Origin of the sequence: Marinobacter goseongensis (assembly GCF_023156235.1) — a bacterium.
GTDB lineage: Bacteria > Pseudomonadota > Gammaproteobacteria > Pseudomonadales > Oleiphilaceae > Marinobacter > Marinobacter goseongensis.
Window position 1 is genome coordinate 289,331 of sequence record NZ_JAKZAI010000004.1, and the last position, 25,773, is coordinate 315,103.

The window sequence follows — 25,773 nt, forward strand, 5'->3', positions numbered from 1 at the left end:
GGTTATTCTTCGTCAGTCTGGCGTTTGATCCACGCCAGCACATGTTCCGAGGGTACCCTCTGTAAGCCAGGGGGCTGCCAGTCGGTCAGCTCCCCCTGGCCCAGGACCAGCAACCCCCCGGGCGCCAGCCTCTCTGCAAGTCGCTTGACGATTTCCCGCCGGCGCCAGCGCCGGAAGTAAATCAGCAGATTCTGGCAGAAGATAATGTTCATGCCGTGCATGGGTGCCTGATTCAGGTCCAGCACGTTCAGTCGGGTGAAGCACACCCGCTCGCGGATGCCCTCAACCATTTCCACGGAGTTCCGCTCCGCCGGCCGGAAATACCTGGCCTTGAGATCGTCATTCATACCCGCCAGTTTGCGGGCGTTGAACAGGCCTTTCTGGGCTTTCTCAATCGCCGGTTTGCTGATGTCCGAGCCGGTCACGCCAAACAGCGGCGGAAGCTCCAGCTGGGTCATGCATTCGTTCAGCACCATCGCCAGCGTGTAGGGCTCTTCTCCGGTGGAGCAGCCCACGCTCCAGGCTTCCAGTGGTCGCCGTTTCAGCTGTTCTCGGGGCCGGGTCAGGACAAAGTCCGAGACGAACCGGAAGGCATCGGGATCCCGGAAGAACCGGGTTTCCTGAACGGTCAGGCGGTCAACCAGAGTTGCCCACTCGACAATGGCATCGGGGCCGGAGACGATTTTCTCGTAATAGGCCTGATAACTGCTGCACCCGATTTCGCGCATACGGATCCCGAGATTGGTCTCGAGAAACGAGCGGCGACCGGAGGAAAGCGTAATCCCGGTTCGGTGTTCCAGCAGTGTTTGCCACTGGCTGAACTGCGCCTCATCCATATAGGGAAGTCGGCGCAGGGACCAGATGCCCTCGGCAGTTGACAGGTCGTTGCGTGTTTCAGCCATAAACCGTCAGTCGCCTCGGCAGTGTGATCAGCCCACCACCGGGACGTCGCTGTCTTCCTCTTCGTACTGTTCCGACCCTTCTTCCTCGGGCAGGGTGAAGCCGGCAACGGAGGACCGCAGCTCGGACGCCATTTCTGCCAGGTTCCCGATGGACTTCGCGGTCGCGTTGGTACCGGAGGAGGTCTGGGAGGTGATTTCCTGGATAACGTTCATCGTGTTGGAGATGTGTGCTGCCGAGGACGACTGCTGACGTGCAGCGTTGGAGATGTTCTGGATCAGTTCCGCCAGAGACATGGATACGTTCTCGATTTCCTCGAGGGCGATACCCGCGTCCTGTGCCAGACGGGCACCACGGACCACCTCGGCGGTGGTGTGTTCCATGGAGATAACGGCTTCGTTGGTGTCGGACTGGATTGTTTTAACCAGTGCTTCAATCTGCTTGGTGGCTGCAGAGGAACGTTCCGCCAGTCGCTGTACTTCGTCCGCTACCACCGCGAAGCCCCGGCCCGCATCACCGGCCATGGAGGCCTGGATTGCTGCGTTCAGGGACAGGATGTTGGTCTGGTCGGCGATGTCGTTGATCAGCGATACGATATCACCGATTTCCTGGGAAGATTCACCCAGGCGCTTGATCCGTTTGGACGTTTCCTGGATCTGCTCACGGATGTTATCCATGCCGCGGATGGTGTTCTGTACCACTTCCGCGCCTTTCTTGGCGATCGCAACCGACCGCTCCGCCACCGCGGAGGATTCCGCAGCGTTGGAAGATACCTGGTCGATGGACACCGCCATCTCGTTAACCGCAGCGGAGGCGCCGGCAATTTCCTGGGCCTGGTGCTCGGAAGCATCCGCCAGGTGCATGGCCGTGGCCTGGGTTTCCTGGGCGGCGGAGGCTACCCGTACCGCGGTGCCACGAATCGCCTGAACCAGGCCGCGCATCTGGTCGATCGCGTAGTTGATGGAGTCGGCGATGGCCCCGGTGAAGTCCTCGGTAACCGTGGCCTCCGTTGTCAGGTCACCGTCGGCCAGGTCGGCCAGTTCGTCCAGCAGTCGCAGGATCGCGTTCTGGTTCTGCTCATTCTGTTCCTGGGTGGTTGCCAGACGCTCCTGGGCTTCGCGGTAGAGCACTACACCGATCAGGACAACGATACCGACCATGGCGGCCAGCAGGATAAACGCCAGTGTCGGGCTGATCAGCCGGGAGCCGGCCTGCCCGGTAAACTGGTTGGCCAGAACCGAGATGTCGTCCAGCAGGATCTGGGAATTCTGGAAGATGTCCGAGGCCGCGGTACGCACCTTGAAGAGGTCGGGAGAAGCTTCAAGGATGGCGTCAACGTTCTGGGACACGAACTCGAACAGTTCGCCGACCGCTTCCAGGCCGTAGATGGCGTCTTCGTCGTCTACGCGGGAGATGCCCATGGCGGGATTGCCTTCCACCTGGCCCTGCAGTACACGGCCAAACAGGCTGGCGTCACGGCCAAAACGGTCGGCGGCGATAACCGCGTCTTCATCACCGGAAAGAACGTTGTTGACCGAGCGTACGATCCGTTCCGCGAGCAGTGACTGGCGCTGGGCCAGTGCCACCTGTTCGGCCGGCGCGTTGTTGTCCAGCAGGATCTGTACGATGTCGTCGTATTCCACCTGCAGCTGGGGAATGGTTTCGTTCAGGGTGCGTGCCACTTCGTGGAGGCCGAGTACCGCATCGCGGGTGGAGAGGATGCTGTCGGCGTTGTCACGAACCACGTCCCAGTTGGTTTGCACGCTGCTCTGGCGGGCAATCTCGCTGGGAGGCAGGCCGGTTTCCGGGTTGCCATCAACCACGTAGGACCACAGTTGCTGGAACTCGTCACGGGAACGACGCAACTGATCGAACGCGGAGGCGGTGCCACCGGCGGCTTCGGTCGCGTTCTTGGCGATCTCCTGTGACAGTACCCGCAGCCCGGAGGCGTGGGCGATGTATTCCTGATCGTTCTGGCTGTCCTTGTTGATTATGAACAGAACCACAACAAGCAGGACGGTGAGTGCAATCAGTGCGGCAATCAGGCCGGCAACGAGTTTGTTGCCCTCCTGTCCCATACTGAATCTTCCGGCTGTGTTTTTCATTTTCTGGCTCCCGGCCTTTTCATTATATTGGCAAGTTTGCTTTTGCGAGCTTGGGCAGCAGGGATGATGCTCCTGCCATTGTCATCATCCTTACCACTGCGCAACGTCCAGAAACCGTTCGTCATCCACGAGGTCGGCGGCGGAGAACACTTTCCAGACTTCTTCGTTTCGTTCATAACCGCCATTCACAAACGGCTGAACGCTGCCGGGAACCCCTTCGGGCGAAGCCACGAAGTTGTCCCTGGCGAAATACTGCATACCGGACACGCTGTCGACCACCAGTCCGCTGAACACATCACCCTGTTCCACCACCAGCACCCGGCGCTCCCGCAGACTGCGTGAGGATCGGGGGATGTCAAAGAAACCAGCAAGATCAACAAGGGGAAGGAGGCGGCCACGAACATTGGCGGCGCCCATCATGAACGGCTGAACGCCCGGAATGTGCGTAAACCGGGGCACATGGAGAATTTCAGTGACCTCGCCCATGGGCGCGACGTAGCGCTCCCCTGCCAGCACAAAGCCGATGCCGTTCCAGAGTTCGACGGCTTCTTGCTGTTCCGGCAGACCGGCCGCCATGGACCGGCTGCGCTGGGCGATATCCGTCAGAACGGCAAAAGGGGCGGCCTGGGCGGACATGCTTACTCCACGGTTAGGGATCAGGCAATCAGACTGTTAATGGTCGTGATCAGATCATCTTCATTGACAGGCTTGACCAGATAGCCTTTGGCGCCCTGACGGGTACCCCAGACGCGGTCAGTTTCCTGATCCTTGGTGGTGACAATAACCACCGGAATAGAGGCAGTTTCCGGAGCGCGGGTGAGCTGCCGGGTGGCCTGAAAACCGTTCAGGCCAGGCATGACTACGTCCATCAGAACCAGATCCGGAGTTTCAGCGCGCGCTTTGGCGACGCCATCAGCACCGTTATCAGCAGTCATTACTTCATGCTGGTGCTTTTCCAGAATGGTTGAGATTTTTTTAACCTCGGTGGGGGAGTCATCAACAATCAGAATGCGGGCCATGATTTCCTCAGAGTTTCTTTACTTCGGCAGATTTACTGTTCCGCCTGCGGTACATACTGGCGGATGGTGTTGAGAAGCTCGTCCTTGCTGAACGGTTTGGTCAGGTACTGGTCAGAGCCGACAATGCGGCCCTTGGCCTTGTCGAACAGACCGTCCTTGCTGGAGAGCATGATGACCGGCGTCTTTTTGAAAGAGGAATTGTTTTTGATCAGGGCGCAGGTCTGATAACCGTCCAGGCGGGGCATCATGATATCGACAAAGATGATATCCGGCTGGGAATCGGCGATTTTCGCCAGAGCGTCAAAGCCGTCAGTTGCGGTGATGACCTCACAGCCGACCTTTTTCAGAAGGGTTTCTGCGGTGCGACGAATGGTCTTGCTGTCGTCGATCACCATAATCTTCAGATTCTCGAAGTTGTCATCCATTGTCCAACTGCCTTGCGCTCTGCGACTGTCATTATTTTAAACGTGGTCTTTAACACAAACCTTAAGGTTCTTCTTTATAGAGGATCGATCGCCGGATAAAAAGCACAACTTTGTGACTAAATGTACTTCTGCCCGCAACGTCACGTAATGCACAGCGGATTTCTCCGGATGCATTCAAAGCTCGGGTACAATACCATCTGTGTTCACAGCATAGCACTGATTCAATCCTTCGCTCTGCTGACCGGTTCGTGTTTTTAAACCCTGGAGCTCAAGAGGCATTATGACAGTCCGACTCGGGATCGTGATGGACCCCATCGAGAAGATCCACTTCAAGAAAGACAGCTCTCTGGCCATGTTGCTTGCCGCTCAGAAACGCGGCTGGGAAATCGAATACATGGAGCTGCCGAACATGTATCTGAAGGGCGGGCAGGCGAGGGCGCATACCCGTGACCTGACGGTGCACATGGATCCGGAGAACTGGTATGCCTTCGGCGCTTCGCAGGACCGGGCACTGGGCGACCTGGACGTGATCCTGATGCGTCAGGATCCGCCGGTGGATCGCGAATTCCTGATGGCCACCTACATCCTCGAGGCTGCCGAGCAGCAGGGTGCGCTGGTGGTGAATCCTGCGGCCACCCTGCGGGACTGCAACGAAAAGCTGTTTGCCGCCCAGTTTGAAGACCTGACACCGCCGCTGATCGTGACCCGTTCATCGGCCCGGTTCCGGGAGTTCTACGCCGAACATAAAGACATCATCATGAAGCCGGTGGACGGCATGGGCGGGCGCTCGATTTTCCGCATCAAGGAAAACGACGCCAATCTGGGGGTCATTATTGAAACCCTCACCCAGCACGGTGCTCATCAGGCGATGGCGCAGAAATTCATCCCGGAAATCAGCGACGGCGACAAGCGCATTCTGCTGATTGATGGTGATCCGGTGCCCTATGCCCTCGCACGTATTCCCTCCCATGGCGAGAACCGTGGCAACCTCGCTGCCGGCGGCCGGGGCGAAGGCCGTGAGCTGACCGCGCGGGACCGCGAGATCTGTGACCGTGTGGCGCCAGTGATTAAAGAGAAGGGGCTGATGTTCGTCGGGCTGGATGTGATTGGTGATTACCTCACCGAGATCAACGTTACCAGCCCCACCTGCATTCGCGAGCTGGATTCCGCCTTCGGCATCGACATTGCCGATCAGTTGATGGGCGCCATTGAGGGGCGGTTGAAGTAGCAATGGCTGGACAGGTAAGCGATTTCGACCGGTTTTCCTTCACGCTGTTTATGGCGCTGGCGGTTCATGCGGTGGTGGTTCTGGGGATAACCTTTGCGCCGGAGTCGCCGCGCTCGTCGGCGCAGACCATGGAAATCACCCTGTCCCAGTTTGACGACGAGACCGATCCCGACGAAGCGGATTTCCTTGCCCAGACCAGCCAACAGGGCAGTGGCACCGAGGAGGATGCGCGGGAGATGACCTCGCCCCAGCCCACGGACGTGAGCCAGCCCGAGATCGCCGAGGTGCAGCCGGAGCCACCGGCACAGACCGAACCGGTTACCCGCCGGGAGCAGGCCGTGGTGCAGACGCAGGCCGCTAGCCGGCGTCAGGTGAGCCAGCCAGACGAAACCGTGGAAGCCACCGATGAGCCCTTGCCGGTGCGCCAAAAAAAGAGTCTGATGGAACGTAGTCTGGAGATTGCCAGCCTGGAGGCGCGTCTGGATGCCCAGCGCCAGGCCTACGCGAAGAAACCGCGGGTGATGCGGGTGACCGCTGCCTCCACCCTGCGCTCAAGTAACGCCTGGTACGTGCAGAACTGGATCAGCAAGGTGACCCGCGTGGGCAATATCAATTACCCCACGGAAGCCCGACGGGCAGGCATTTACGGTACGCTGCGAATGCTGGTGTCTCTGAAGAAGGATGGCACAATCAAGGAACTGGTTATCCTGCAGTCGTCCGGAAGCACCGTGCTGGACGATGCCGCCATCGGCATCGTCCGCATGGCTGCGCCCTTTGCGCCATTTCCGGACGAAATGCGAGAAGAGGCGGATGAACTGGAAATCATTCGAACCTGGTCTTTCCAGCGGCGGGGGCTGACATCCGGATGACGGCATCGAAACACTCTCCCAACAGTCTGCGGCACCACTTTCTGGTGGCGTCGCCCTATCTTGAAGATCCGCGCTTCCACGGTGCGGTGATTTACCTGTGCGAACATTCCGACGACGGCGCACTGGGGCTGATGATCAACCAGCCGTTGGACATTCACCTGGGTGAGATCCTCGAACAGCTGGACATGGACGGCGGCGAGCTCGATCTGCCGGTGTTCAGTGGTGGTCCGGTGCAGCCTGAGCGCGGCTTCGTGCTGCACGGTCCGGGCACCACCTGGCATAACACGGCGCGGGTGACCGACGACGTCATGCTGACCACGTCGCGGGATATTCTGGAAGGCATTGGCGGTGGCGAAGGCCCGGACGAATTTCTGGTGGCCCTGGGGTACTCCGGCTGGGGTGAGGGTCAGCTGGAGGAAGAGTTGGGCAGCAATGCCTGGCTGACCTGCCCGGCCACCACTGACCTGCTGTTCCGCACACCGTGGGAAGAGCGCTACAGCGCGGTGTTGAAGTTGATCGGCATTGATCTGAACCAGCTGAGCGAGTCGATCGGCCATGCCTGAGGCGGGTAACCAGCGGGTGATGGCGTTCGATTTCGGCACCCGCCGCATTGGCGTGGCCACCGGCCAGCAGATGCTTGGCACCGGCCAGCCCCAGGCCATGATACCTGCCCGTGACGGCATCCCCGACTGGGAGGTGATCGCCCGGTTGCTGGCAGAATGGCAGCCGGATCTGGTGGTGGTTGGCCTGCCCCTGAATATGGATGACAGTGAAAACGACATGTGTGCCCGCGCCCGAAAATTCGGGAAACGGCTGCACGGCCGCTTCCATGTACCGGTGGAAATGGTGGATGAGCGCCTGACCAGTTTTGAAGCCAAGGGCGAGGTCATGGCCAGTGGTGGCAGCCGCGACTTCGGTCGCCACGGCGTGGACGATCGCGCCGCCGTACTGATTCTGGAAACCTGGTTTCGCCAACAGTGAGGGAATAGATGACCGCATTGCTTGATATGAACCGGCTGTTGGATGAACTCGAAGCCGGCCTGCGTGAGATTATGGCCGCACGGGGTGTGGCGTCGCCGGCACTGATCGGTATCCGCACCGGTGGTGTCTGGGTGGCGGATGTCATGCGCAAACGTCTGGGCCTGGAAGAGCCCTATGGCGAACTGGATATCTCCTTCTATCGCGACGATTTCAGCCGCATCGGACTGAACCCGAAAGTGATGCCCTCCAGCCTGCCGTTCAGCACCGAGGACCGCGACATCATCCTGATCGACGATGTCATTATGAGCGGGCGCACCATTCGCGCCGCCATGAACGAGGTCTTCGATTATGGCCGGCCCGCCAGCATCATTCTCGCCACTCTGGTGGACCTGGGGGCGCGGGAATTGCCGATCCAGCCGGATGTCACCGGCGAGGTGCTGGCCCTGGAGAGTCACCAGCGGGTGAAACTCCGCGGCCCCGAGCCGCTCCACATCGAATTGCAGGAAACCGGGCAGTAACCACCGCGAAACGACCACGCGCACAGGCGAACAGGCGACCCATGACTGTAGAACAAGCACCCAACCGATCCCTGCAGCTGACCGCAGACGGCCAGCTGCGTCACTTCCTCACCCTCGACGGGCTCGACCGCGCCCTGCTGACGGACATCCTCGACACCGCCGACTCGTTCATCGAAGTGGGCGAGCGCAGCATCAAGAAGGTGCCGCTGTTGCGGGGCCGCACCGTGGTGAACCTGTTTTTCGAATCCAGTACCCGCACCCGCAGCACCTTCGAACTGGCGGCCAAGCGGCTGTCGGCCGACGTGCTGAATCTGGACATCAACACCTCCGCCACCTCCAAGGGCGAGTCCCTCTCGGACACCCTGCTGAACCTCGAAGCCATGGCCAGTGACATGTTTGTGGTGCGGCATTCCCAGAGCGGCGCGCCGCACTTTATAGCCGAGAGCGTGACCCCGGGCGTGGCCATCATCAACGCCGGTGACGGTCGGCATGCCCACCCGACCCAGGCCATGCTCGACATGCTCACCATCCGCCAGCACAAGGGTGGCTTCGAAAGCCTGAAAGTCGCGGTGGTGGGTGACGTGCTGCATTCCCGTGTGGCCCGCTCCCAGATCCGCGCGCTCAACGAACTGGGCGCGGCGGAAGTGCGGGTGATCGCCCCCGGTACGCTTTTGCCGCGCGACGTGGAGAGCCTCGGCTGCTCGGTGGAATATGACATGCAGAAGGGTATGAAGGACCTCGACGTGGTGATCATGCTGCGGCTGCAGAAAGAGCGCATGGAGGGTGCCCTGCTGCCTAGCGAGCGGGAGTTCTACCGCCTCTACGGCCTCAATCAGGCCAAGCTGGCACTGGCCCATCCCCAGTGCATCGTGATGCACCCGGGGCCGATCAATCGCGGGGTGGAAATTGAGTCCGCGGTGGCGGACGGGCCGCAATCGGTGATTCTGGACCAGGTCACCAACGGCATCGCTATCCGTATGGCGGTCATGTCCATGGCCATGGGTGGGCAGGTCGCTGAGCGTAATCAGAAACAGGCCGGGAGGGCGCAGGCGTGAGCGTAACCAATGACACCCCCGGGCTGTCCCTGAAGATAACAAATGGCCGTCTGATGTTGCCCGGCCGTGAGGAATTGACCAAGGCGTCACTGGTGGTCGCCGACGGCGTGATCACTGCGTTGGGCGCGGCGGCAGACACCGTCAGCGCTGATGAGGTGTTCGACGCCGCCGGCAGCATCGTGGCGCCGGGGCTGGTGGATCTGTGTTGCAACCTGCGGGAACCCGGCAATGGCCAGAAAGGCAACATAGCCTCGGAAACCCGGGCCGCAGCAAAGGGTGGTTTCACCACTGTCTGCGCGTCGCCGGAGACCTCGCCGGTTAACGATTCCGGGGCGGTCACCCATCTGATCCGTGACGGTGCCCAGGCCCGTTCGCCCATTCGGGTTCTGCCCATTGGCGCCATAACCCGTGGCCTCGACGGTGAGCTGCTGAGCGATATGGCAGGGCTTGCGGGTGCCGGCTGTGTTGCCCTCGGTAATGGCAGTCGCGGGGTTCGCAATGCGCGTATTTTGCGTCGCTGCATGGCCTACGCCCAGACCTTCGGCATGACCGTGATGTTCAGCCCGGAGAATCAGGCTCTGGCCGCCGACGGCTACGCCCATGACGGTCTGGTGGCGTCGCGGCTCGGGTTGCTCGGCATTCCGGAAGTGGCGGAAACCACCGCCGTGATGGAGATGTTGCTGCTGGCGGAGGAAACCGGCGTTCGCCTGCACCTGAGCCAGCTGTCTTCGGCGCGCAGTGTCGACATGGTGGCGGACGCCCGCCGTCGTGGTATTGCGGTGACGTCGGATGTGGCCATGCACCAGTTGCTGTTCACCGAACATGCTCTGGCCGGCTTTGACAGCCGTTTTCACGTGCGCCCGCCGCTGCGGGCCGAGTCTGACCGGCAGGCGTTGCTGGCCGGTGTTCGTGACGGCGTGATCGATGCCATCGTCAGCCAGCATCAGCCTCACGATTCTGCGGCCAAACAGGCGCCGCTGGGGGCCACCGAGGCGGGGCTGTCCACCATCGAGAGCGTGCTGTCCATGGGGCTGATGCTGGTAGACCGTGGCGAACTCAGCCTGCCTCGCCTGCTGGCGGCGCTGACCCGTGGTCCCGCGGCCATCCTCGGTGAAACGGCCATTCTGGCGGAGGATGAGCCCGCCAACCTGTGCGTGTTCGACCCGGATGCCCGCTGGACGCCGGACCCGCACACCCTGGTTTCGGCCGGGCGCCACGCGCCGATCCTGGGCAATGCATTGCCCGGTGTGGTCCGACTTACGCTTTGCAACGGGCACCTGGCCTGGGGCGGGGATGCCCGCTGAGGGCTGCCCATTCCGGAAATGCGGCAGAGGTTGCCCAACCTCTGTCGAACCCATCACAGATTCTCACCTTTTTGCTGAAAAGCCCTTGAAGGCAGGCACCTGTGCCAACGTATTCTTGTGGGGACCGACCTAACCTCGGTCAAGGAGCTCACGATGATCGGATACAACAGGATGTGTCTGACGTCTGACAATAATAATTCAGGAGTTATCCCCGTGAAATCAGCTAACCTCCCGCACAGGGTGGCCGCCGCGGCCGCGTTGTGTGTCAGTCTCTTGCTGGCGCCTGTCAGCCAGGCCCAGGAAATCCCTCTCGAAAGAAGCTTTTGTGTGTTTGACCCGGTGGGTGCCAATGGCCCGCTGTTCGCCATCACCAAAACTTTCCAGCCCGTCGCCCTCAAAGAAGGCATCAAGCTGAATCTGCGCGCCTACACGGATGAGAAAGTGGCCGCGGAAGACTTCAAGGCCGGCCAATGCGATGCGGTGCTGCTGACCGGAACCCGCGCCCGTGAATTCAACAAGTTCACCGGTTCTCTCGAGGCCATGGGCGCCGTGCCCGGCGAAGAGGAAATGCGCCTGCTGTACAACACCCTCAGTCAGCCCAAGGCCCGCGAGCTTCTGATTGATGGACCTTACGAGGTGGCCGGGGTGTTCCCCGGCGGGGCGGTTTACCTGCACACCCGTGACCGCGCCATCGATTCGGTGGAAAAGCTGCAGGGCAAGCGTATAGCGACTCTCGACTTTGATAGCGCCTCGGTGCGCATGGTGCGTCATGTAGGCGCCTCGGTGGTAGGGTCCAACTCCGCCAACTTTGCCGGCAAGTTCAACAACGGCAGCGTGGATCTGGCCTATGCGCCGGCTGTGGCCTACACCCCCCTTGAACTCTATAAGGGCGTGACCCCGAACGGTGGCGTGTTCAAGTACGCCCTGGCCTACATGAATTTCCAGGTGATCATCCACCGTGACCGTTTCCCGGATGCGGCCGGCCAGATGGTGCGGGACCAGTCCATCAAGCGCATCGATGAAGCCTACAAAATCATTGCTCAGGCTGAAGCGGAAATCCCGGACGACGTGTGGATGCACCTGCCACAGGAAGACACGGCGGAGTACGACAAGATGCTGCGCAACGTGCACCTGTCATTGCTGGAAGACGGTGTCTATGACGAGCGGGCGATCAGACTGATGAAGGCCATTCGTTGCCGCGTGGACGGTGCCCGATCCGAGTGTGCGTCCTGAGAAGGGTTTGCGCAGAAATGCTGAAGAGAAACGGTGAAAAGGCCCGCAGGCGCGGGCCCGATCCGATCAGCTGATCGAGTCTTTCAGGGCCTTGCCGGCCTTGAACCCGACGGTCTTGCTGGCAGGAATCCGGATGGTGGCACCGGTCTGTGGGTTGCGGCCATCGCGGGCTTCGCGGGCGCGAATGTTGAACGTGCCGAAGCCGATCAGCGTGGTGTCTTCGCCCCTGGAGGCTGCAGCCGAAATCTGGTCCGTGAAGGCAGTGATCACCTCGCTGGCTTTATCGCGGGTGAGGCCGGTTTTGTCGGCAATGGCGGCTGCCAGTTCAGGTTTGCGCATCGGGTACTCCTTGTTGTCGTTGTTTTGGTTATACACCAGCGGCAAGCCAGCCGCCGGCTGAACCAATCTATAGTGGTTCCGGTGCGTTTGTGCAAACCCGCGCCGGGGAAGTCAGGGCAGCCTTCGCTGCCAATTGCGGTGCGGTTCTCATAAAAACACGGGGTTGTCCGCCATAATGCGCACCTGGTTACATACTGTAACAGAGTGCGGGTGACAGACCGGACGGCCCGTTTCTCTCGAAAATAAGAAAACAAGGTGCAGAAGTTATGACAGATCTCCAGCAAGCAGCCACATCGCGGTTGCCCGGAATGGCCCGGCTGCGCGGACTGACCGCCGCCGTCGTCGCCAGTGTTGCACTGAGCGGTTGCGGCGTGGTGAATCACATGATTTACAAAACCACCGGCGACGTCATGCAGGGTTTTTCCAAAAACCACACGGTGCCTTACCTGCTGGAGAGCAGCGATCTGGCGATGGGGTGCTCCATGAGTGAGGCCACCGCGCCGCTGTTGATGTCGTTCGGCCGTGTAACCAGCGAGCCGGACCAACTGGCGGTGATGCTCTATCTGTCAGCGGGTGGCTGTTCCGAGGAACATGCCCGGGAATACGAACTGCAGGGACTGGCGGCACTGCGCGCGATGAACGCGGACAGCGCAGAAGACGCCATGATCCGCCAGAAGCGGGCCCATGCTACCGCCGCCAAGCGATATTTCCGGGGTTGGCAGCACCACAACACCTTCTACGGCGAGCCCGGCAACGGCGAATGTCCCGACTTCGACGACGATCTGGACGAATTTATCTACCTCGCGGGCCTGTTGTCCGGTCTTCAGGCCCTGAATGCCGAAATCCAGTCCACCTCGGCCATCGGCGTGCCCAAGAACGTAGGTTCCATGGTGGCCCGCGCCACCAGCTGTCTGGACAACGAAAAATGGTGGGGTGCGCCGATGGCCCTGCGCGCCACCGTCTGGGCGATGATCCCCGGCGCCACGCCGGACGGTGAGGATCCCTTCCAGCGACTGGAAATTGCCGACCGTCAGGGTGAGGAAGCCGGCGTACGCATCAGCCATGTGTTCCACGCCCTTTCTGCCCAGAACAAGGGCGATAACGAGCGTCTGCGCGACGTGATCCGCAATCACGCGGAATCCCTCGACGAAACACCGTCCAATGAACAATGGCGCTTTGTTGATGCCATGGCAACGCAGATGATTGTGGCCATCTCCGACCGCATGTGGGTCGAGAGCAATGGTCATCGTACGCCGATGGGCCAGTTGGGGACCTTCTGGGATGACGAGGGCGACGCCGTCGAAACCATGGATCTGGACGATTTGCTGTAACCACTATGCCTTCAGAACGCGCGGTTGTGTCTCAGGTTGGTTTTCGTCGCAGCGGGCTGGAGTGGCTCTCCTCTCTGCCCGCGTGTCTGCTGCTGCTGTCGGTGGTGCTGTTTTCCACCAGCAGTGACATCCATAACCAGATGTTGCGGGGTGGGGAGCAGTTGTGGAGTGGCTATTACAAACTCCGCATGGACCCCGTACAACCAACCTGTGATCCCGGCCGGGATATAGACGCAGCGGTGCAGAAGGAGTTGGCGGATGACAGCGCCGCGGATCCCATGGCGGCTCTGTTGGGCTCGGTCGAGAAAGACCCGGCCGACGTGCGCCTGGCCATCGAACGCTCGGTGGCGAATTGCCAGGCCAGCTTCGCCAGTTACGAGGATCTCACGGACAAACTGACGCCCGGGGTCAAAGCTTACCGCGCGGTGGAACTGTTCGTGGCGGACCTGATTGCCTTTGGCCTGGAGTCGCAGCGCTTTATCCTGGTGATTCTGGTGATGCTGTGCGCCGTCACCGCGACCCTGACCCGTCATCACATCGCCATGCGGGCCATGGAAACCCGCCTCGATTACACCGTTTCCCACACCTTTCAAACCGTGGCCAACGCCATGCTGCTGGGCTCGAGCGTGATCTTCCGGCAATCCAGTATGGCCAGTGAAACGCTGATGTCTGGCGAGGAACTGCTGCTCCATAACCTGTGGATTACCGGCTTCGCCTGTCTCACCCTGGCCAGTCTGTTCCGGCTGATTCGTGTACCTGACGATCTACGGCCAGGCGGCAGCCTGAACGAGGCCATGCTGGCGGTGCCGTTGTACACGGTCATGTGCCTGATCTCCGGTACCTATTTTGCGCTGATCGGTCATGCCTCCGGCATTGGTATCTATCTGGGCAAAATGATGGAGCTGTCCGACATGTTCCTCAATGTCGGGCTCTATGTCTGGGTCGGCATGATGCTGAAGCAAACCCGCCTGGCCACGCTGGTGTTCAATGTGTTCCGGCCGTGGAAGATGCCGCCGGAGATGCTGGCGCTGGTGGCCGTGCTGGTGGCGGCCATACCCACGGCCTACACCGGTGCTTCCGGTATTTTTGTCATCGCCGCCGGTGCGGTGATCTACAGTGAACTGCGTGCCGCCGGTGCTAGGCGTCATCTGGCTCTGGCCGCCACGGCCATGTCCGGCTCCCTGGGTGTGGTGTTGCGGCCCTGCCTGTTGGTGGTGGTGATCGCGTACCTGAACCGTGAAGTGACCACCGACGAGCTCTTTGGCTGGGGCATCTGGGTGTTCGTGCTCACCGCCACCATGTTTGCCATGGTCGCGCTGACGGTGAACCGCCAGAGCGAGTTCAATCTGGCGCCGTCTTCGCAGGCCTTTCCGGCGATGATGCAGGCGCTTCGCCCACTGATTCCCTATGCCCTGGTGATCACCGGTGTGGTGCTGGTGTACCGCTTCGCACTGGATGTGAAGATGGACGAATTCTCCGCGCCACGGTTGCTGCCGGTGATCATGCTGGCCCTGCTGGTGTACGAACACGTCACCCTGAAAAACCGGAAAGCGCGCGCCAGCGGCGAGGTTCACCATCAGGGCCTGGAGCGCAGCATGCGCTCCGCCACCAACGACACCACCGCCGAAATCGGTGCGCTGCTGTTACTGCTGGGCCTCTCCGTCAGCATCGGTGGAGTGATCGAACGCTCCCACATCATGGAAGCCTTCCCTCAGGCCTTTGATAGCGCCTGGTCGGCCATGCTGCTGATGGTGGTTATCCTGGTGATCCTCGGCATGATCATGGACGCTTTTGGCGCGGTGATCCTGGTCACGGCCACCGTGGCCACCATTGCCTACAACAGCGGTATTCACCCCATTCACTTCTGGATGGTGACCCTGGTGGCGTTCGAGCTCGGCTACCTGAGCCCGCCGGTGGCGCTCAACCACCTGCTGACCCGACAAGTGGTGGGCGAAGCGGAAGTGCTGGCGGCGCAGCAGGAGGAGGGTACGTTCTATCAACGCCACGAGCGCATCATCATGCCGCTGATCGCCATGGGCATCTCGCTGGTGCTGGTGGCGTTCGTGCCGCTGCTGTTCTACGCCTGACAGTATATTTGGGCTGCCATGCTCCGGACGTTTTACCGCATTGCAGCCCTTTCTTCACGGCACTCATAAGAGCCCATTTCAAACTCCCGGCAGATCCAGGGCCGGTTGTCATAGATGGTGCACAGGAAGGTTTCCCGATCCAGGGCCGAGCACCAACCATCGGCTAGTCGCTTCATGGTTTCACCGCCCCATTCATCGAACGCAATATGTCGCTCGGGAACCCCGGTATCGGAAATGATCATGACTTCGAGACGGCAGCAACAGGCTTCGCAGTTCGAGCAGGAAATGTCCGGGGCGGTTACGTTTTTCAGGGGAATCTTCATGAATACGGGATCGGCTCACGGTCGTCATGGGGCTTCAGTGTTCGCCATCCTATCAAAACGCCGGGGCGGGTGCGTGACCGTTGGCGCGCCACTATGGACGTTGCTGGTCAAACGCCCTTGCCGCGTCCCGCTCTCCGGGTGCGTAGTGCTGTTGCAGTAAGATCTCAATCTGCCGGTCTTTCTCCGCCTGGTCCAGGCCGGCGTTATCGATCAGGCGCTTTTCCGCCTGAAACGCCTGGTAGCGCTGTGCCCACGCGTTCTCGAACTCTGCCAGCTCGGCCTGCGCTTCCGTCTGGGGCGCACCGCGCTCTGTGGTGCTATCGTCAGCAGCGGTCCCGTTTTCGGGTTGGCCGTCATCGGTGTCTGCGAACAGCCGGGCGGAGAGCTCCGGTCCGAACCATTCCTCACGCAACTGAGTGAGCCGCGCCTGGGCCTCCTGCTGGTCAGCCATGGTGGTGACCGGCCCAAGGTCCTTCATCAGGCGAGCCTCCGCCTGTTCCAGGCCATAGAGGTGGGTGATGATGAACGCCAGGTCTTCCGCTTCCGCTGTGGAGAGCTCCCGTTCGATCAGACTGGAGAGTGTGTCGAGGTCTTCGCGGCCGAGGTGTTCCGGCATGCTGGCCACGAAGGCATCAATGGCGGCACGGCCCTCCCGGTCCAGCGTGAAGTCGTACTGGAATGACGGCGCGACGCTGTTCTGAAACACCTCGCGCAGGTGTTCGAGTTCTGCTTCCTGTAACCTGGATGCCGGTTGAGCAGCGGCGTCTTCTGTACCTTGGTCGCCGGTCGTCGTTGCAAAGACTGGGGGCGCGGTCTCGGCTTTGTTCTCTGGCTCCCGGCGGTCGGCAGGGTTCAGAGAAGCCGTTTGAGGCGTTACAGCGGGGGCGGGTTGCACCGCGCGGTTATCGCGCTCCGGCGCGGCAAAAAAGACGTAGGTCAGCAGCAGGCAGACACTGCCGACCCCAAGCAGGGTGACGCCTGACCGTATTATCGCTGACCCGCTGTTTGCCGCCATGGTTCTTTTAGTCCGTGGGTCGGGTAACGTGTTGATCGTTGAACACGATCGAGGCGTTGTCGGCGAGTTCTCCAAGTTTCTTGTCCAGCTTCTGGCTCACCAGCTCCGCCCGGATCAGCTCCCGTTCTTCCTCGTAGCTTTGCTTCGCCATGACCTGCTTGTCAATTACCTGAACCACCTTCCAGTAGCCATCCTGGAACACCGGGTCGTCGGCAAATTCGTTCACCGCCAGCTGCCGGACGATGGCGTTCACTTCCGGCGCAATGTCAGTATCCCGCAGCCAGGGCGTCTCGATCACGTCTGCATCGCTGGCGCCTGCATCGTTACCGGCTTTGAGGGCGCTGAGGAACTTCATCGCACGGTCCGGGTCGGTGGTGCGCCAGATCATGAAGCGGTACATGGCCTGCTCGCGTTGCTTATCGTAGTACTGGCGTATGTCGGATTCGTCAATCTCGATGGCGGCCATCAGCTGTTTGACGTACAGCTGTGCCAGCAGGGTTTTCTCGGCCATCGCCATTTCCACTTTAACCCGCTCGGACTCGTGCAGGCCCTGCCGGGTTGCCTGCTGCGCCAGCACCTCCGTCATCACCAGATCTTTGGCCGTTTGCTGGCGGTTCATCTCGGCATCAAAGCCGTCGTCGTAGGCCTGTCTTTCGGTGGTGTCCTGCGCCCGGGAACCCAGCAGGAAGTGGTAGAGATTCGCCCCCAGCGGCGTCCCGTTGACCGTGGCGAACACCTCCGGGTCTTCGGTATGGACTTGATGGGTGGATTGGTGTTGCTCGTCCGCCTGCAGGCAACCGGCAAAAACCAGCAGAAGGCCAAGCGCCTGGGGCCACATCAGTTTGTTCATTCATCGCCTCAACTTGGAAAAGGGGACGGCTCCCATACGAAAATGAGCAAGCCAGTTTGCCTGGCTTGCTCACCCGGAATTCCCTGTCCTGAAGTGCGTTAATCAGAGCGCAACGCGCCGTGAATTACAGGAAACGCCTGACGTCGTCGTAAACGCCTTTCCAGACCATCAGCGTCAGGTGACCCACACTGGACGTACGGAGGCTGTTTCCGCACTTTGCATTGGTCTGCGGGATGATGATCTCATCAAGGGCGGACCACAGGGACACATCACACCCGCGGCCGTTGAGAGACTGCAGGAACGAGGAATTGTAACGCATCTCGGAACAGGCCGGGCTCCAGCAGCCGTAGGCCCAGGCCGTGCCCTTGTGGGGCGTACCGAGTGTGACCAGGCGGTTGGTTGCCGCAGAGCCACCTTCGAATACCCGGTACCAGCGTGAGACCAGGCCCCCGTTGGAGTGGGCAATGATCTTGGCCTTTCGCCAGCCGTGGTTCGGGCGGATGTTGTTGACGAACGCCTTCAGCTCCCGGGCGCTGGTCTTGTTGCTCTTGCCCAGGCTGTTGTAGCCGAACTTGTACAGGGCGCAGGCCGGTGTGCCGTCGTTCTTGAAGCGGTTGATCATCATGTCAAACTGCGACTTCCAGCCTGAATATCCGTGAACGAACACGATCGGATCGGCGTTGCAGGCCGCCTGGGCAGAGCCGGCGAAGAGCAACGATGCCAGCAAGGCCAGCATGGACAGCTTTTTGATGGGGTTGATCATGGTGTTGTCCTTTGTTGTATTTATTTTTAACGTGTTGGGCTTTGGAAACGTTGAAACTACAGCCACGAAATAGTCTCACCGGAGGGGCTCGGTGCCACTCCGGTTGATCAAATTTAGACCAGTGCTCGCGGCATCAGCCATCACCCGTATGGGTGATCCTGACGAGGATGTGACCTGGTTCACTAATCAGGGGGGTGGCAAAGCGCCGGTGTAGAAGGGAGCGCAGTCGTTGTTGGTGACGGCTTGCACGCCGCGCTCGACCAGGTTGAGCATCGGTCCGGTTACCGCCACCAGAACATTGGGCTTGTCGATTTTCGGGTCGTGGAACGGACCGGTGATCTGTTGCTCAACCACCGCACACCCTTCGGAGTCGACCACCGCCACCTTCAGGTGGTGGAAGCTGGCGTTGCCAAAGTCGAGGCCACCGCTCAGCGCGAGGCGGTGTTTCGGGGTGCGGAAGGCCACGTCACGAGACCGGGCCACACCGGCCTCAATGGCCCATTCCGACACCATCTGTTCAATGGTGGTGCTGCCCTCACTGCCTGCCAGTAAACCGGTGAACGCGTAGCCCCGGGTCACGGCAAGCCCCACCGGCCCGGCCAGAAACACGGCCCCGACATCGATCAGGTTGAAGCGTTGGGTTTCGGTGTAATCTTCCAGCTGCTCATCCAGATCATAGCCCTGAAAGGTCAGTTCGGTGGCGCTCATGGTGAGTTTGCCGCTGGCGCTATGTCGTAGCGCTGGCAAGGACGCGCCAGCGGCCTGCAGGTCAAGCTCAAGATCGATCTTGCCGGTGGCCTGCTGATCCGGATTCAACAGCCGGATGAAGGCGCCGAAATCGAACCCGTCCAGCCGCTGCTCAATCCGAAGGGTGGGTGGGCCGGCCGAAAAATCCGCTGCGATTCGCCCCGACAGCGCCCCATCGAACGCTACTGCGGTTAGCGGATCCAGAGTGAACGCGCCCTGGTCACCCTTCAGTTCGACCGACAGGTCAGAAAGCCGGAACCGGTCCCTGCTGAGCGATTGGCATTGCATGGCGCCTTCGGCTGCGAGCGTGGCCAGCACCTGATCAACCGTCCCTCCGCCATGGCGGAGGACGTGCAGGTTCACATCGCACTGCGCCATCTGCCAGTTGGTTTCTGTGGTTCGGTCCTGATACCGGAGGCGGGCATCGGTCACCCGCAGCTGCTGGAGCGAGAGGGCCCCGAGCTGCCCGGGATCCGGTCGGGCGAGGTTCAATTCACCCGAGCGGTTCTGCTCGACGGTCAGTTGCGGTTGATCGAGGTGCACGGTCTCAGGCTGCAGCGTGCCCCTCAGCAGCGGGGTGATGGCAAACCCGACCCGAAGGCTTTCTGCCGTGGCCACGGCCCGGTCCTGGTGGCGTACTTCCAGTTTCTCGACAGCCACGCCGGGCCCCGGCAGCAGGCTGAGTCGCGGCGAACGATGGATCTGCACCTCCATGCCGAGGGATTTACTGAGCCGGGCTTCGAGTTGCTGCCGGATCTGGTCGCTGTCGATCAGCAGCCAGGCCGCCAGGGCCACGGCCAGAATCAGCAGCGCGACCAGCGCCAGAACGATCCTGACCACGTTCCGAAATGGATGATTGCCGATTGGCATCGTCAGACCTCCCTGTCGTGCTGCCCTGCAGGTTGCATCTCATCCAGTTTAGAAACACCTCGCCGATCTGCGCAACGCTTTTTCTCAGACCCCGGCGGGTTCCTGAGTTAACCGCTCCCAGGTCTGAACCATCAGTTTTTTGCCGGTACCCCAGCGATACCCGCCCAGCGCGCCACTTTGCTGAATAACCCGGTGACAGGGTATCAGCAGGGCCACCGGGTTCGCGCCAATGGCGTTACCCACCGCGCGTGCGGAGTTGGGGGCATCCAGCGCGCGCGCAATCTGAGCGTAGCTGGCCAGCGCGCCCGGAGGTATGTGCAACAGGGCCCGCCACACTGCGATCTGGAAATTGGTGCCGCCAACGTGGAGCGACAGTGGCCGGTGCACCGACCCCGCATCGCTGCCGAAAAGCGCCTCGATCACCCGGCGCGGTGCCTCGGGGTTTTCCCGAATGACACTGAGCGGCCAGGCCCTTTGCAGACTCGCCAGCAACGTGTCCAGGTTCTGAAAGTCCATGAATTCCGCGCGGCACACACCGCGCGGCGTGACAGCCACAAACATCGGCCCCAGTGGGCTGGGATGCACGCCGTATTCGATCTCAAGCTGCTTTCCCTGGGATTTGTACTCGCCGGGGGTAACCGCTTCCAGCTGCACAAAATGATCATGCAGCCGGGAACTGCTGCTTAACCCGAGTTCAAGTGAGGCGTCGAGCAGAGAGCGGGTCTGAGCCAGCAGGGTCTTGCCACGTTCCAGTGTAAGAACCTGCAAGAAGCGCTTAGGTGTGGTGCCGGCCCACCGACAGAACAGCCGCTGAAAGTGAAACGGACTCAAATGCACATGGGCGGCAACCTCTTCCAGGCCGGGCTGTTCCGGGGCATGAGCGACAAGATACGCCATGGCGCGTGCGATTCTGTCGTAGTCTGTCATGGCGCAATCTCTCAATCACGATTTATGGGGGCACTCGCTATCGTAATAGGCCCGGCGCTGACTGCCGACCCGAATCTTGCGGTATCGCAGCTTGTGCCCGTTTTCAGAAGTGTCCGCAGCAGCGGGGCAGAACGCCACTCGCGTTGGATTTCGCCAGGCCGGCTACCTGGCCATAAACCGCTGGTAAACCGACTCGTAGCGCTCGGCGGAGGCTCCGCTCAACGTCGACTGATACAGTTCCTTTGCCCGGGATTGCACCTTGAGTTCGGTAAATCTTACGTTCAATAATTCGATGATATCCCGGCCCCGGTCATCCCGAGTGCAGGCATAATGCAGTTGGCTGTATTCCGGCGTCTCGGTCAGCGGTCTGAAGGTGAAAGCCTTACTGGCCTTCTGGTCGGGTGTTAACTGATCCACTTCGGAGGCGGTGCCCAGTATGGCTACCAGTCTGCCGGTCAGAAGCATGCCAGCCAGCACTTCGTTGGTCCTCGCACTGCCATACAAGTCAGTATTCTCCGGGTTGTCCTCCTCGTAGGTCCGCAGTAGATCGTCCACCGGTTTACTGTAAGTGCGATGTTTCAGATACCCGATAGGGCCAAATCCGGAGCTCAACACGGCAACCAGGCTGACCGGCCGGTTGGGGTCAGACTGATCGCCGGGCAACCTGGGCAATGCGTCTGTGCGGACGATCAAACCCTGTGACAGCATGGGAATAATCGGTCGGGAAAAGTGAAAGAAAGGCGCTCTTTCCGGGGTTTTGATCAGTGCCTGTGAACAAAATGACCTGCCCAGTTTCGCGTTGTACAGGATCCGAGAATAGTTTGCCTGAGTGAATCGATGATCGTACTCGGGCAACCCTTCGATCAGTTCACTGTGCAGTTGGTCGAAATAGCCAAAGTCGCCCCTGTCTGGATGCTTGTGAAAGGGCGGAAAGTAGGGGGCCAGCCATTCAACGACCTCCCGTGATTCGGTGTTTTCCTGGCTTTTTGCGTTTTCCATCAGGCCCAGCAATACAACCACTGCCCCCAGCAGGCCTTTAAAGAGAGGTGATTCAACGGCCGCCGGGGTGCGCCTGTGCATTGGATAGATCCTCGCAAGGGGTTAACGCCATACCAATCACAGCGCCTGAGACACCAAGCGACTCGGCCAGGTGCAACCCTACGGAAGGCTGCGGAGCGTCTCACGCATCCGCTGGCCTGACTCGTTAATTATGGCCGTGATGGGAACAACTGGCCACATACCAATACACCCTTGTTCATTGAAGGAAACACAACCAGCAGCACCCATAACCCACCCCAGATCATTCGCTGGTACAACCAGGGCGCTGTGAAATCGGGTTTCATTGATCGCTCCCGGCTTTCTATTCGCTCAGGCAACCCTGAGCCTCAGCTGCAGTATGGCGCCCGCTCCAATACCCGAAGGGCCGCATCAAACCCGGAATTTTCAGATCGTTTCCGCGAAACCCAGCGACGGAAAGAGAAACGGTTGCAAGGATGCTCAGCCCCATACCCACCAGCATGAAAATATTGTTGAGGCCATCGTCTGAAAGGTAAGGGATGCTCGTGCCTGCGTCACGAACCGCAATACGAATCCCTACAGCCAGTGCCGCCAAAAGCATGAGGTAAACAAATGTTGATAGCCAAAGATCCATGACCTTCAGGAGAGTCATCTTGCTTTGGGTGAAATCGAAACGACGAGCCGATAGCAGGAAAAGAACCACCAACGGTACGTACAGCCAGAAATAAGTGTAGAAAATGATCAAGCTGACCAGTGGCACCGTTCCAGCAATGAGGCGTTCTTGAGGGCTTACTTCCATGTGCTGATGGTCTCCTTGAAATTAACGCTCTGGCTTTGCGGCGTGCCAGAGCGCCAGCGTAGGCACGTCCGACAACAGCCATTGGTTCAATGATTGCATGCGCATTTTGATGCGCATAGACTCGGGTTGTGGATTAAAAAGCTACCTGGAGGCCCCATGGCCGAACTCTACAATTCAGCCGCGCCAAAAAAAGCAACGAACCTCTCAATCAACAGCGATCTACTGCGTAAGACCCGGGAACTGAACATTAACTTGTCTGCCACCCTGGAACGAGCTCTAAAAGAAGAGCTTTCGAAACGCGAAGCCGCTCAATGGGTTGAAAAGAATCGCGCTGCGATAAAAAGCTACAACGATTTCGTCGAACAACATGGATGCTTCGGCGACGAATTCAGGGAGTTCTGATGTCACAGTTTGATGTGTACCCCAACCCGAGCAAAATCAGCAAGGCTCACTATCCTTACCTGGTGGATATTCAAAGCAGCCTTCTGAGCGATTTGGCCACTCGCATTGTTATCCCTTTGGGCAAACGGTCTGCCTTCGGTGGCGAAGCCATGCAAGGGCTCACTCCCGAAATCAGCTTTGCCGATCAGGAGCTGTTGCTGTTAACTCCGCAAATTTCCTCCGTGCCTGAAAAACATCTCAAGAGCCCTATTGGCTCTCTCTCACATTTCAGAGACCAGATTGTTGGAGCTTTGGACCTGGCTATCACCGGCATTTAACGCCGCCAGCATGCGCGGCTACGAAGTGGAGGCGAAGCCTCAATGTAGTAGGCGTCGCCGTGACTGGCCTTGTTACACCCCATCGAATTGGCTTTGAACAATGAAGAAGATGGGCATCAGAAGAACGAACGCGACACAGACCGCTGGATACAATGCCCGACCCACCAATGACGAGAAGGTAGGCTTTGTGCTCAAGACCACACCGGGAAGTTCATCTGAAACCCAAACATCCATCTCGGCACCAACCTCCAATTCTTCGTCGGGAGTGTAGGGTGGAGGCGCGATAAAGTGTATAGGGCCCCTGCCTTCAATTCTGATTCCCAACTGAACCAACCGGTCCAGACGAGCGCGATGATTCTGCTCAACCAATGCCAAGGTTTGTCGGGCCCCAAACAATGGTTTCAGCTTAGAAAAACGCACTAGTGAGATCAGCAAAAAGATCGCTGATACCGCTATTAGATAGTAAACGACGAACTCAGTTGTATTCATGCGGTGTAACGCGGAGCTGTGCGGCAATTTTGGAGCCGCGAAGCGGTGGAAAATTGTTCGGCAACAGCGGCTGGTTATGCATTATTCGTAGTAGCTCCAGAGCCTCTTCAGCGCCCCACCTGTAACGTGGGGATATTCTCACCACCCAAATCCACATAATGAATCGCCTGAATTGCCATTTGATTCCAGAAAACGGAGAAGTATCCACTCAATAACAACGCCGGCGCGATAAAGACCGCGAGAAACGCGGCAATAAAGAAAGAGTCTGGCCCCACACCAGACTCGAAGCGCAGTACGCTACTGAACGGAATTGCCACGAATACAACGAGAGACGCTCGCCGAACAAGTGCGAGCTTCACGGACCGGGTCAAAGACAGTTTCCTCCCGAAGATCCCCCTCCCCACGGCACCCAGAACATAGAGCACCAGGGAAACTCTCGCCACGACCGAGAGCGCAGCTTGCAAGCCATTCACGTCGTTGTCGCCTAGCTGGGTTTGGTCGGTACCGAAAACCAACTGCCCGCCCTCTTTCATCGGCGCGAAGACATGACCACCCCACTCAACCAACAGTTCCAGAATGGCGATAACAGCGTTTTGTGAGAACAGAGCAACGACAAACAGCCCCAGAGCCATCCAGACGGCGGCGGCCAAAGCAGTCATAAAGTAGCCTGTATAGCCAATGAACTGCTTCAACAACACCCGCATGGCAGCTGACTGGGGCACGCTGAACGTAAAATCAAAACGGACATTAGCCAAAAGTACTTCTCCCTGGCGTTTGATGTTCCTGCTGCCCTTCATCACAGCTCACTTTGGCGGACCCTCGAACTTTGGAACTTGCGAGATTTCACCGTCCCAAGCAGCTTCACTGGATCTGAAAATGTGCACTGTGGGCAATGTACAGACTTTTGTGTCGAAACACCCTGCGGGAACGACAAGCAAACCTGCCGGCTAATGCCGAACCGCATAACGCCCGGCTCACGCGCCGGTTTGGAGCCGCGAAGCGGCGGAAAAGCGGTCGCTGTGCAGCCGATTGTTAAAGCCTGCCAAGCCAGTACTGCGGACGCCGCCGGTCATGGGCAACCGCCAGAACTTGAAAACCATCAGGTTTCTCTCGGTAAACGATGGATAGCGGAAATCTGTGAAGGGGCGCGCTACGAATATCTGGCTGCAACTCAACTTGCCAGGCTTTTGGTGACTCGCCAACTAAATTGGCCAGGGCCTCAAATTCCTCTATGAAGGCACCACCCAATCCCGGAACTTTTGATTCGTAATAACCAACTGATTCCAGGAATTCGGCTTCCGCTGCCGGGTGAAACGAATAGTTCATTTGATCAGTGCTCTAGCCTTCCTCATGACATCTTCACCGGACACGGCCTGAACTGAGCCATTATCGAGCTCTTCGCCTCTACGGCGGGCCTCAAGCAACCAATCTGACCTGAGTTCTTCTTCTGACGGAGACTCCAGACTCAACACCAGTCGCTGGATCAATTGGGCTCGCTCCTCTTTCGGGAGATGTAGCGCCTCGTCTTCAATTTTCTGGAGATTCATGGAAGAAACCTCTCGTTCGCGTATTACTCAATTTTGACACGGATGAGTACCGGGTGCCACGACTCGGTTTTTTCGCTTTAACGTTTGTATATGAGTCCCAATGATCACTTTTCCCCTGACTCATATCTCAATTCAACGATTCCCCAAAACTAGGAAGAAAACCCCATAAGGTCAATAAGTTCCGGGCGTTTTCCTGGCTTTGCCTATGCGGGGGGCTTTTCTGAAGGCATAAAAAAAGGTTCATCGCGCTTTACCGGGAAATGCTGCTTTTATCTTCAGAAAGAAGTAGTCGTTATCCCGGTAGCCGTAGGCC

At 59.3% G+C, this 25,773-nt stretch carries 29 protein-coding genes; 12 read left to right on the forward strand and 17 right to left on the reverse strand.

The features are described 5' to 3' along the window. Nucleotides 1-2 precede the first annotated feature (2 nt). The 5 genes from MLC70_RS04900 to pilG form a co-directional block, all read right to left on the reverse strand. On the reverse strand, nucleotides 3-902 hold the full coding sequence (locus MLC70_RS04900) for a CheR family methyltransferase (RefSeq protein WP_248181952.1): 900 nt from the start codon (nucleotides 900-902) through the stop codon (nucleotides 3-5). Between the two features lie 27 nt (nucleotides 903-929). Beyond that, the gene (locus MLC70_RS04905) at nucleotides 930-3,005 is read right to left on the reverse strand and encodes a methyl-accepting chemotaxis protein (protein ID WP_248181953.1); all 2,076 of its coding nucleotides are present in this window, start codon (nucleotides 3,003-3,005) and stop codon (nucleotides 930-932) included. Between the two features lie 90 nt (nucleotides 3,006-3,095). Further along, nucleotides 3,096-3,641, reverse strand: coding sequence for a chemotaxis protein CheW (locus MLC70_RS04910; RefSeq protein ID WP_248181954.1), 546 nt, complete (start codon nucleotides 3,639-3,641; stop codon nucleotides 3,096-3,098). A 20-nt stretch (nucleotides 3,642-3,661) separates the two neighbouring features. After that, complete coding sequence (pilH, locus tag MLC70_RS04915) at nucleotides 3,662-4,024, reverse strand: response regulator (RefSeq protein WP_248181955.1); 363 nt, start codon at nucleotides 4,022-4,024, stop codon at nucleotides 3,662-3,664. A 32-nt stretch (nucleotides 4,025-4,056) separates the two neighbouring features. Continuing rightward, on the reverse strand, nucleotides 4,057-4,449 hold the full coding sequence (gene pilG, locus MLC70_RS04920; protein WP_008175635.1) for a twitching motility response regulator PilG: 393 nt from the start codon (nucleotides 4,447-4,449) through the stop codon (nucleotides 4,057-4,059). A gap of 280 nt (nucleotides 4,450-4,729) precedes the next feature. On the opposite strand from pilG, the gene gshB reads away from it, so the two are divergent. The 8 genes from gshB to MLC70_RS04960 all read left to right on the forward strand — a co-directional run bounded on the left by gshB (nucleotide 4,730) and on the right by MLC70_RS04960 (nucleotide 11,637). Beyond that, nucleotides 4,730-5,677, forward strand: coding sequence for a glutathione synthase (gene gshB / locus MLC70_RS04925; RefSeq protein WP_248181956.1), 948 nt, complete (start codon nucleotides 4,730-4,732; stop codon nucleotides 5,675-5,677). A gap of 2 nt (nucleotides 5,678-5,679) precedes the next feature. Further along, nucleotides 5,680-6,546, forward strand: a complete 867-nt coding sequence (locus tag MLC70_RS04930) for an energy transducer TonB (RefSeq protein WP_248181957.1) — start codon at nucleotides 5,680-5,682, stop codon at nucleotides 6,544-6,546. Beyond that, nucleotides 6,543-7,109, forward strand: coding sequence for a YqgE/AlgH family protein (locus MLC70_RS04935; protein ID WP_248181958.1), 567 nt, complete (start codon nucleotides 6,543-6,545; stop codon nucleotides 7,107-7,109). Before MLC70_RS04930 ends, MLC70_RS04935 begins: the two co-directional genes overlap by 4 nt. Further along, the gene (gene ruvX, locus MLC70_RS04940) at nucleotides 7,102-7,527 is read left to right on the forward strand and encodes a Holliday junction resolvase RuvX (RefSeq protein ID WP_248181959.1); all 426 of its coding nucleotides are present in this window, start codon (nucleotides 7,102-7,104) and stop codon (nucleotides 7,525-7,527) included. Before MLC70_RS04935 ends, ruvX begins: the two co-directional genes overlap by 8 nt. 8 nt (nucleotides 7,528-7,535) lie before the next feature. Continuing rightward, complete coding sequence (gene pyrR, locus MLC70_RS04945) at nucleotides 7,536-8,045, forward strand: bifunctional pyr operon transcriptional regulator/uracil phosphoribosyltransferase PyrR (RefSeq protein WP_248181960.1); 510 nt, start codon at nucleotides 7,536-7,538, stop codon at nucleotides 8,043-8,045. A 41-nt stretch (nucleotides 8,046-8,086) separates the two neighbouring features. After that, nucleotides 8,087-9,100: an aspartate carbamoyltransferase catalytic subunit gene (locus MLC70_RS04950; protein ID WP_248181961.1), complete on the forward strand. Its 1,014-nt coding sequence runs from the start codon at nucleotides 8,087-8,089 to the stop codon at nucleotides 9,098-9,100. A gap of 53 nt (nucleotides 9,101-9,153) precedes the next feature. Further along, nucleotides 9,154-10,404: a dihydroorotase gene (locus tag MLC70_RS04955; protein WP_282448320.1), complete on the forward strand. Its 1,251-nt coding sequence runs from the start codon at nucleotides 9,154-9,156 to the stop codon at nucleotides 10,402-10,404. 213 nt (nucleotides 10,405-10,617) lie between these two features. Further along, a complete protein-coding gene (locus MLC70_RS04960) occupies nucleotides 10,618-11,637 on the forward strand; it encodes a putative solute-binding protein (RefSeq protein ID WP_248181963.1) in 1,020 nt (339 codons plus the stop codon). Between the two features lie 66 nt (nucleotides 11,638-11,703). Here the strand turns inward: MLC70_RS04960 and MLC70_RS04965 are convergent, their stop codons facing one another. Continuing rightward, nucleotides 11,704-11,976, reverse strand: coding sequence for an HU family DNA-binding protein (locus MLC70_RS04965; protein WP_248181964.1), 273 nt, complete (start codon nucleotides 11,974-11,976; stop codon nucleotides 11,704-11,706). Between the two features lie 266 nt (nucleotides 11,977-12,242). Here MLC70_RS04965 and MLC70_RS04970 point away from each other — a divergent pair, with 266 nt between their 5' ends. After that, entirely contained in the window at nucleotides 12,243-13,307 is a 1,065-nt protein-coding gene (locus MLC70_RS04970; protein WP_248181965.1) for a hypothetical protein, read from the forward strand. A gap of 26 nt (nucleotides 13,308-13,333) precedes the next feature. Beyond that, nucleotides 13,334-15,394: a TRAP transporter large permease subunit gene (locus MLC70_RS04975; protein WP_345799534.1), complete on the forward strand. Its 2,061-nt coding sequence runs from the start codon at nucleotides 13,334-13,336 to the stop codon at nucleotides 15,392-15,394. 32 nt (nucleotides 15,395-15,426) lie between these two features. Here MLC70_RS04975 and MLC70_RS04980 read toward each other — a convergent pair whose 3' ends face one another. The 8 genes from MLC70_RS04980 to MLC70_RS05015 all read right to left on the reverse strand — a co-directional run bounded on the left by MLC70_RS04980 (nucleotide 15,427) and on the right by MLC70_RS05015 (nucleotide 22,705). Then, a complete protein-coding gene (locus tag MLC70_RS04980) occupies nucleotides 15,427-15,717 on the reverse strand; it encodes a YkgJ family cysteine cluster protein (protein WP_248181967.1) in 291 nt (96 codons plus the stop codon). Between the two features lie 91 nt (nucleotides 15,718-15,808). Beyond that, a complete protein-coding gene (locus MLC70_RS04985) occupies nucleotides 15,809-16,732 on the reverse strand; it encodes a lipase secretion chaperone (RefSeq protein WP_248181968.1) in 924 nt (307 codons plus the stop codon). A gap of 7 nt (nucleotides 16,733-16,739) precedes the next feature. Beyond that, nucleotides 16,740-17,582, reverse strand: coding sequence for a foldase protein PrsA (locus MLC70_RS04990; RefSeq protein WP_248181969.1), 843 nt, complete (start codon nucleotides 17,580-17,582; stop codon nucleotides 16,740-16,742). 124 nt (nucleotides 17,583-17,706) lie between these two features. Next, entirely contained in the window at nucleotides 17,707-18,345 is a 639-nt protein-coding gene (locus MLC70_RS04995) for an esterase/lipase family protein (RefSeq protein ID WP_248181970.1), read from the reverse strand. 186 nt (nucleotides 18,346-18,531) lie between these two features. After that, nucleotides 18,532-19,962 (reverse strand): AsmA family protein, encoded by a 1,431-nt coding sequence (locus tag MLC70_RS05000; RefSeq protein WP_248181971.1) that lies wholly within the window; start codon nucleotides 19,960-19,962, stop codon nucleotides 18,532-18,534. An 84-nt stretch (nucleotides 19,963-20,046) separates the two neighbouring features. Further along, on the reverse strand, nucleotides 20,047-20,889 hold the full coding sequence (locus MLC70_RS05005; protein ID WP_248181972.1) for a methylated-DNA--[protein]-cysteine S-methyltransferase: 843 nt from the start codon (nucleotides 20,887-20,889) through the stop codon (nucleotides 20,047-20,049). A gap of 162 nt (nucleotides 20,890-21,051) precedes the next feature. Beyond that, nucleotides 21,052-21,969 (reverse strand): hypothetical protein, encoded by a 918-nt coding sequence (locus MLC70_RS05010; protein WP_248181973.1) that lies wholly within the window; start codon nucleotides 21,967-21,969, stop codon nucleotides 21,052-21,054. Between the two features lie 280 nt (nucleotides 21,970-22,249). Next, a complete protein-coding gene (locus MLC70_RS05015) occupies nucleotides 22,250-22,705 on the reverse strand; it encodes a hypothetical protein (RefSeq protein ID WP_248181974.1) in 456 nt (151 codons plus the stop codon). Nucleotides 22,706-22,861: 156 nt separating this feature from the next. On the opposite strand from MLC70_RS05015, the gene MLC70_RS05020 reads away from it, so the two are divergent. Both MLC70_RS05020 and MLC70_RS05025 read left to right on the forward strand, forming a co-directional pair. Next, nucleotides 22,862-23,107 carry a type II toxin-antitoxin system CcdA family antitoxin gene (locus MLC70_RS05020; protein WP_248181975.1) on the forward strand — a complete coding sequence of 82 codons (246 nt, stop codon included), beginning with the start codon at nucleotides 22,862-22,864 and terminating at the stop codon, nucleotides 23,105-23,107. Further along, nucleotides 23,107-23,424 carry a CcdB family protein gene (locus tag MLC70_RS05025; protein ID WP_248181976.1) on the forward strand — a complete coding sequence of 106 codons (318 nt, stop codon included), beginning with the start codon at nucleotides 23,107-23,109 and terminating at the stop codon, nucleotides 23,422-23,424. Before MLC70_RS05020 ends, MLC70_RS05025 begins: the two co-directional genes overlap by 1 nt. Before the next feature lie 596 nt (nucleotides 23,425-24,020). On the opposite strand, the gene MLC70_RS05030 is transcribed toward MLC70_RS05025, so the two are convergent. The 3 genes from MLC70_RS05030 to MLC70_RS05040 all read right to left on the reverse strand — a co-directional run bounded on the left by MLC70_RS05030 (nucleotide 24,021) and on the right by MLC70_RS05040 (nucleotide 25,460). Next, nucleotides 24,021-24,710: a hypothetical protein gene (locus MLC70_RS05030; RefSeq protein ID WP_248181977.1), complete on the reverse strand. Its 690-nt coding sequence runs from the start codon at nucleotides 24,708-24,710 to the stop codon at nucleotides 24,021-24,023. 235 nt (nucleotides 24,711-24,945) lie between these two features. Continuing rightward, complete coding sequence (locus tag MLC70_RS05035) at nucleotides 24,946-25,239, reverse strand: type II toxin-antitoxin system RelE/ParE family toxin (RefSeq protein ID WP_248181978.1); 294 nt, start codon at nucleotides 25,237-25,239, stop codon at nucleotides 24,946-24,948. Continuing rightward, nucleotides 25,236-25,460 (reverse strand): addiction module protein, encoded by a 225-nt coding sequence (locus MLC70_RS05040; protein WP_075196060.1) that lies wholly within the window; start codon nucleotides 25,458-25,460, stop codon nucleotides 25,236-25,238. Before MLC70_RS05040 ends, MLC70_RS05035 begins: the two co-directional genes overlap by 4 nt. Nucleotides 25,461-25,773 lie beyond the last annotated feature (313 nt).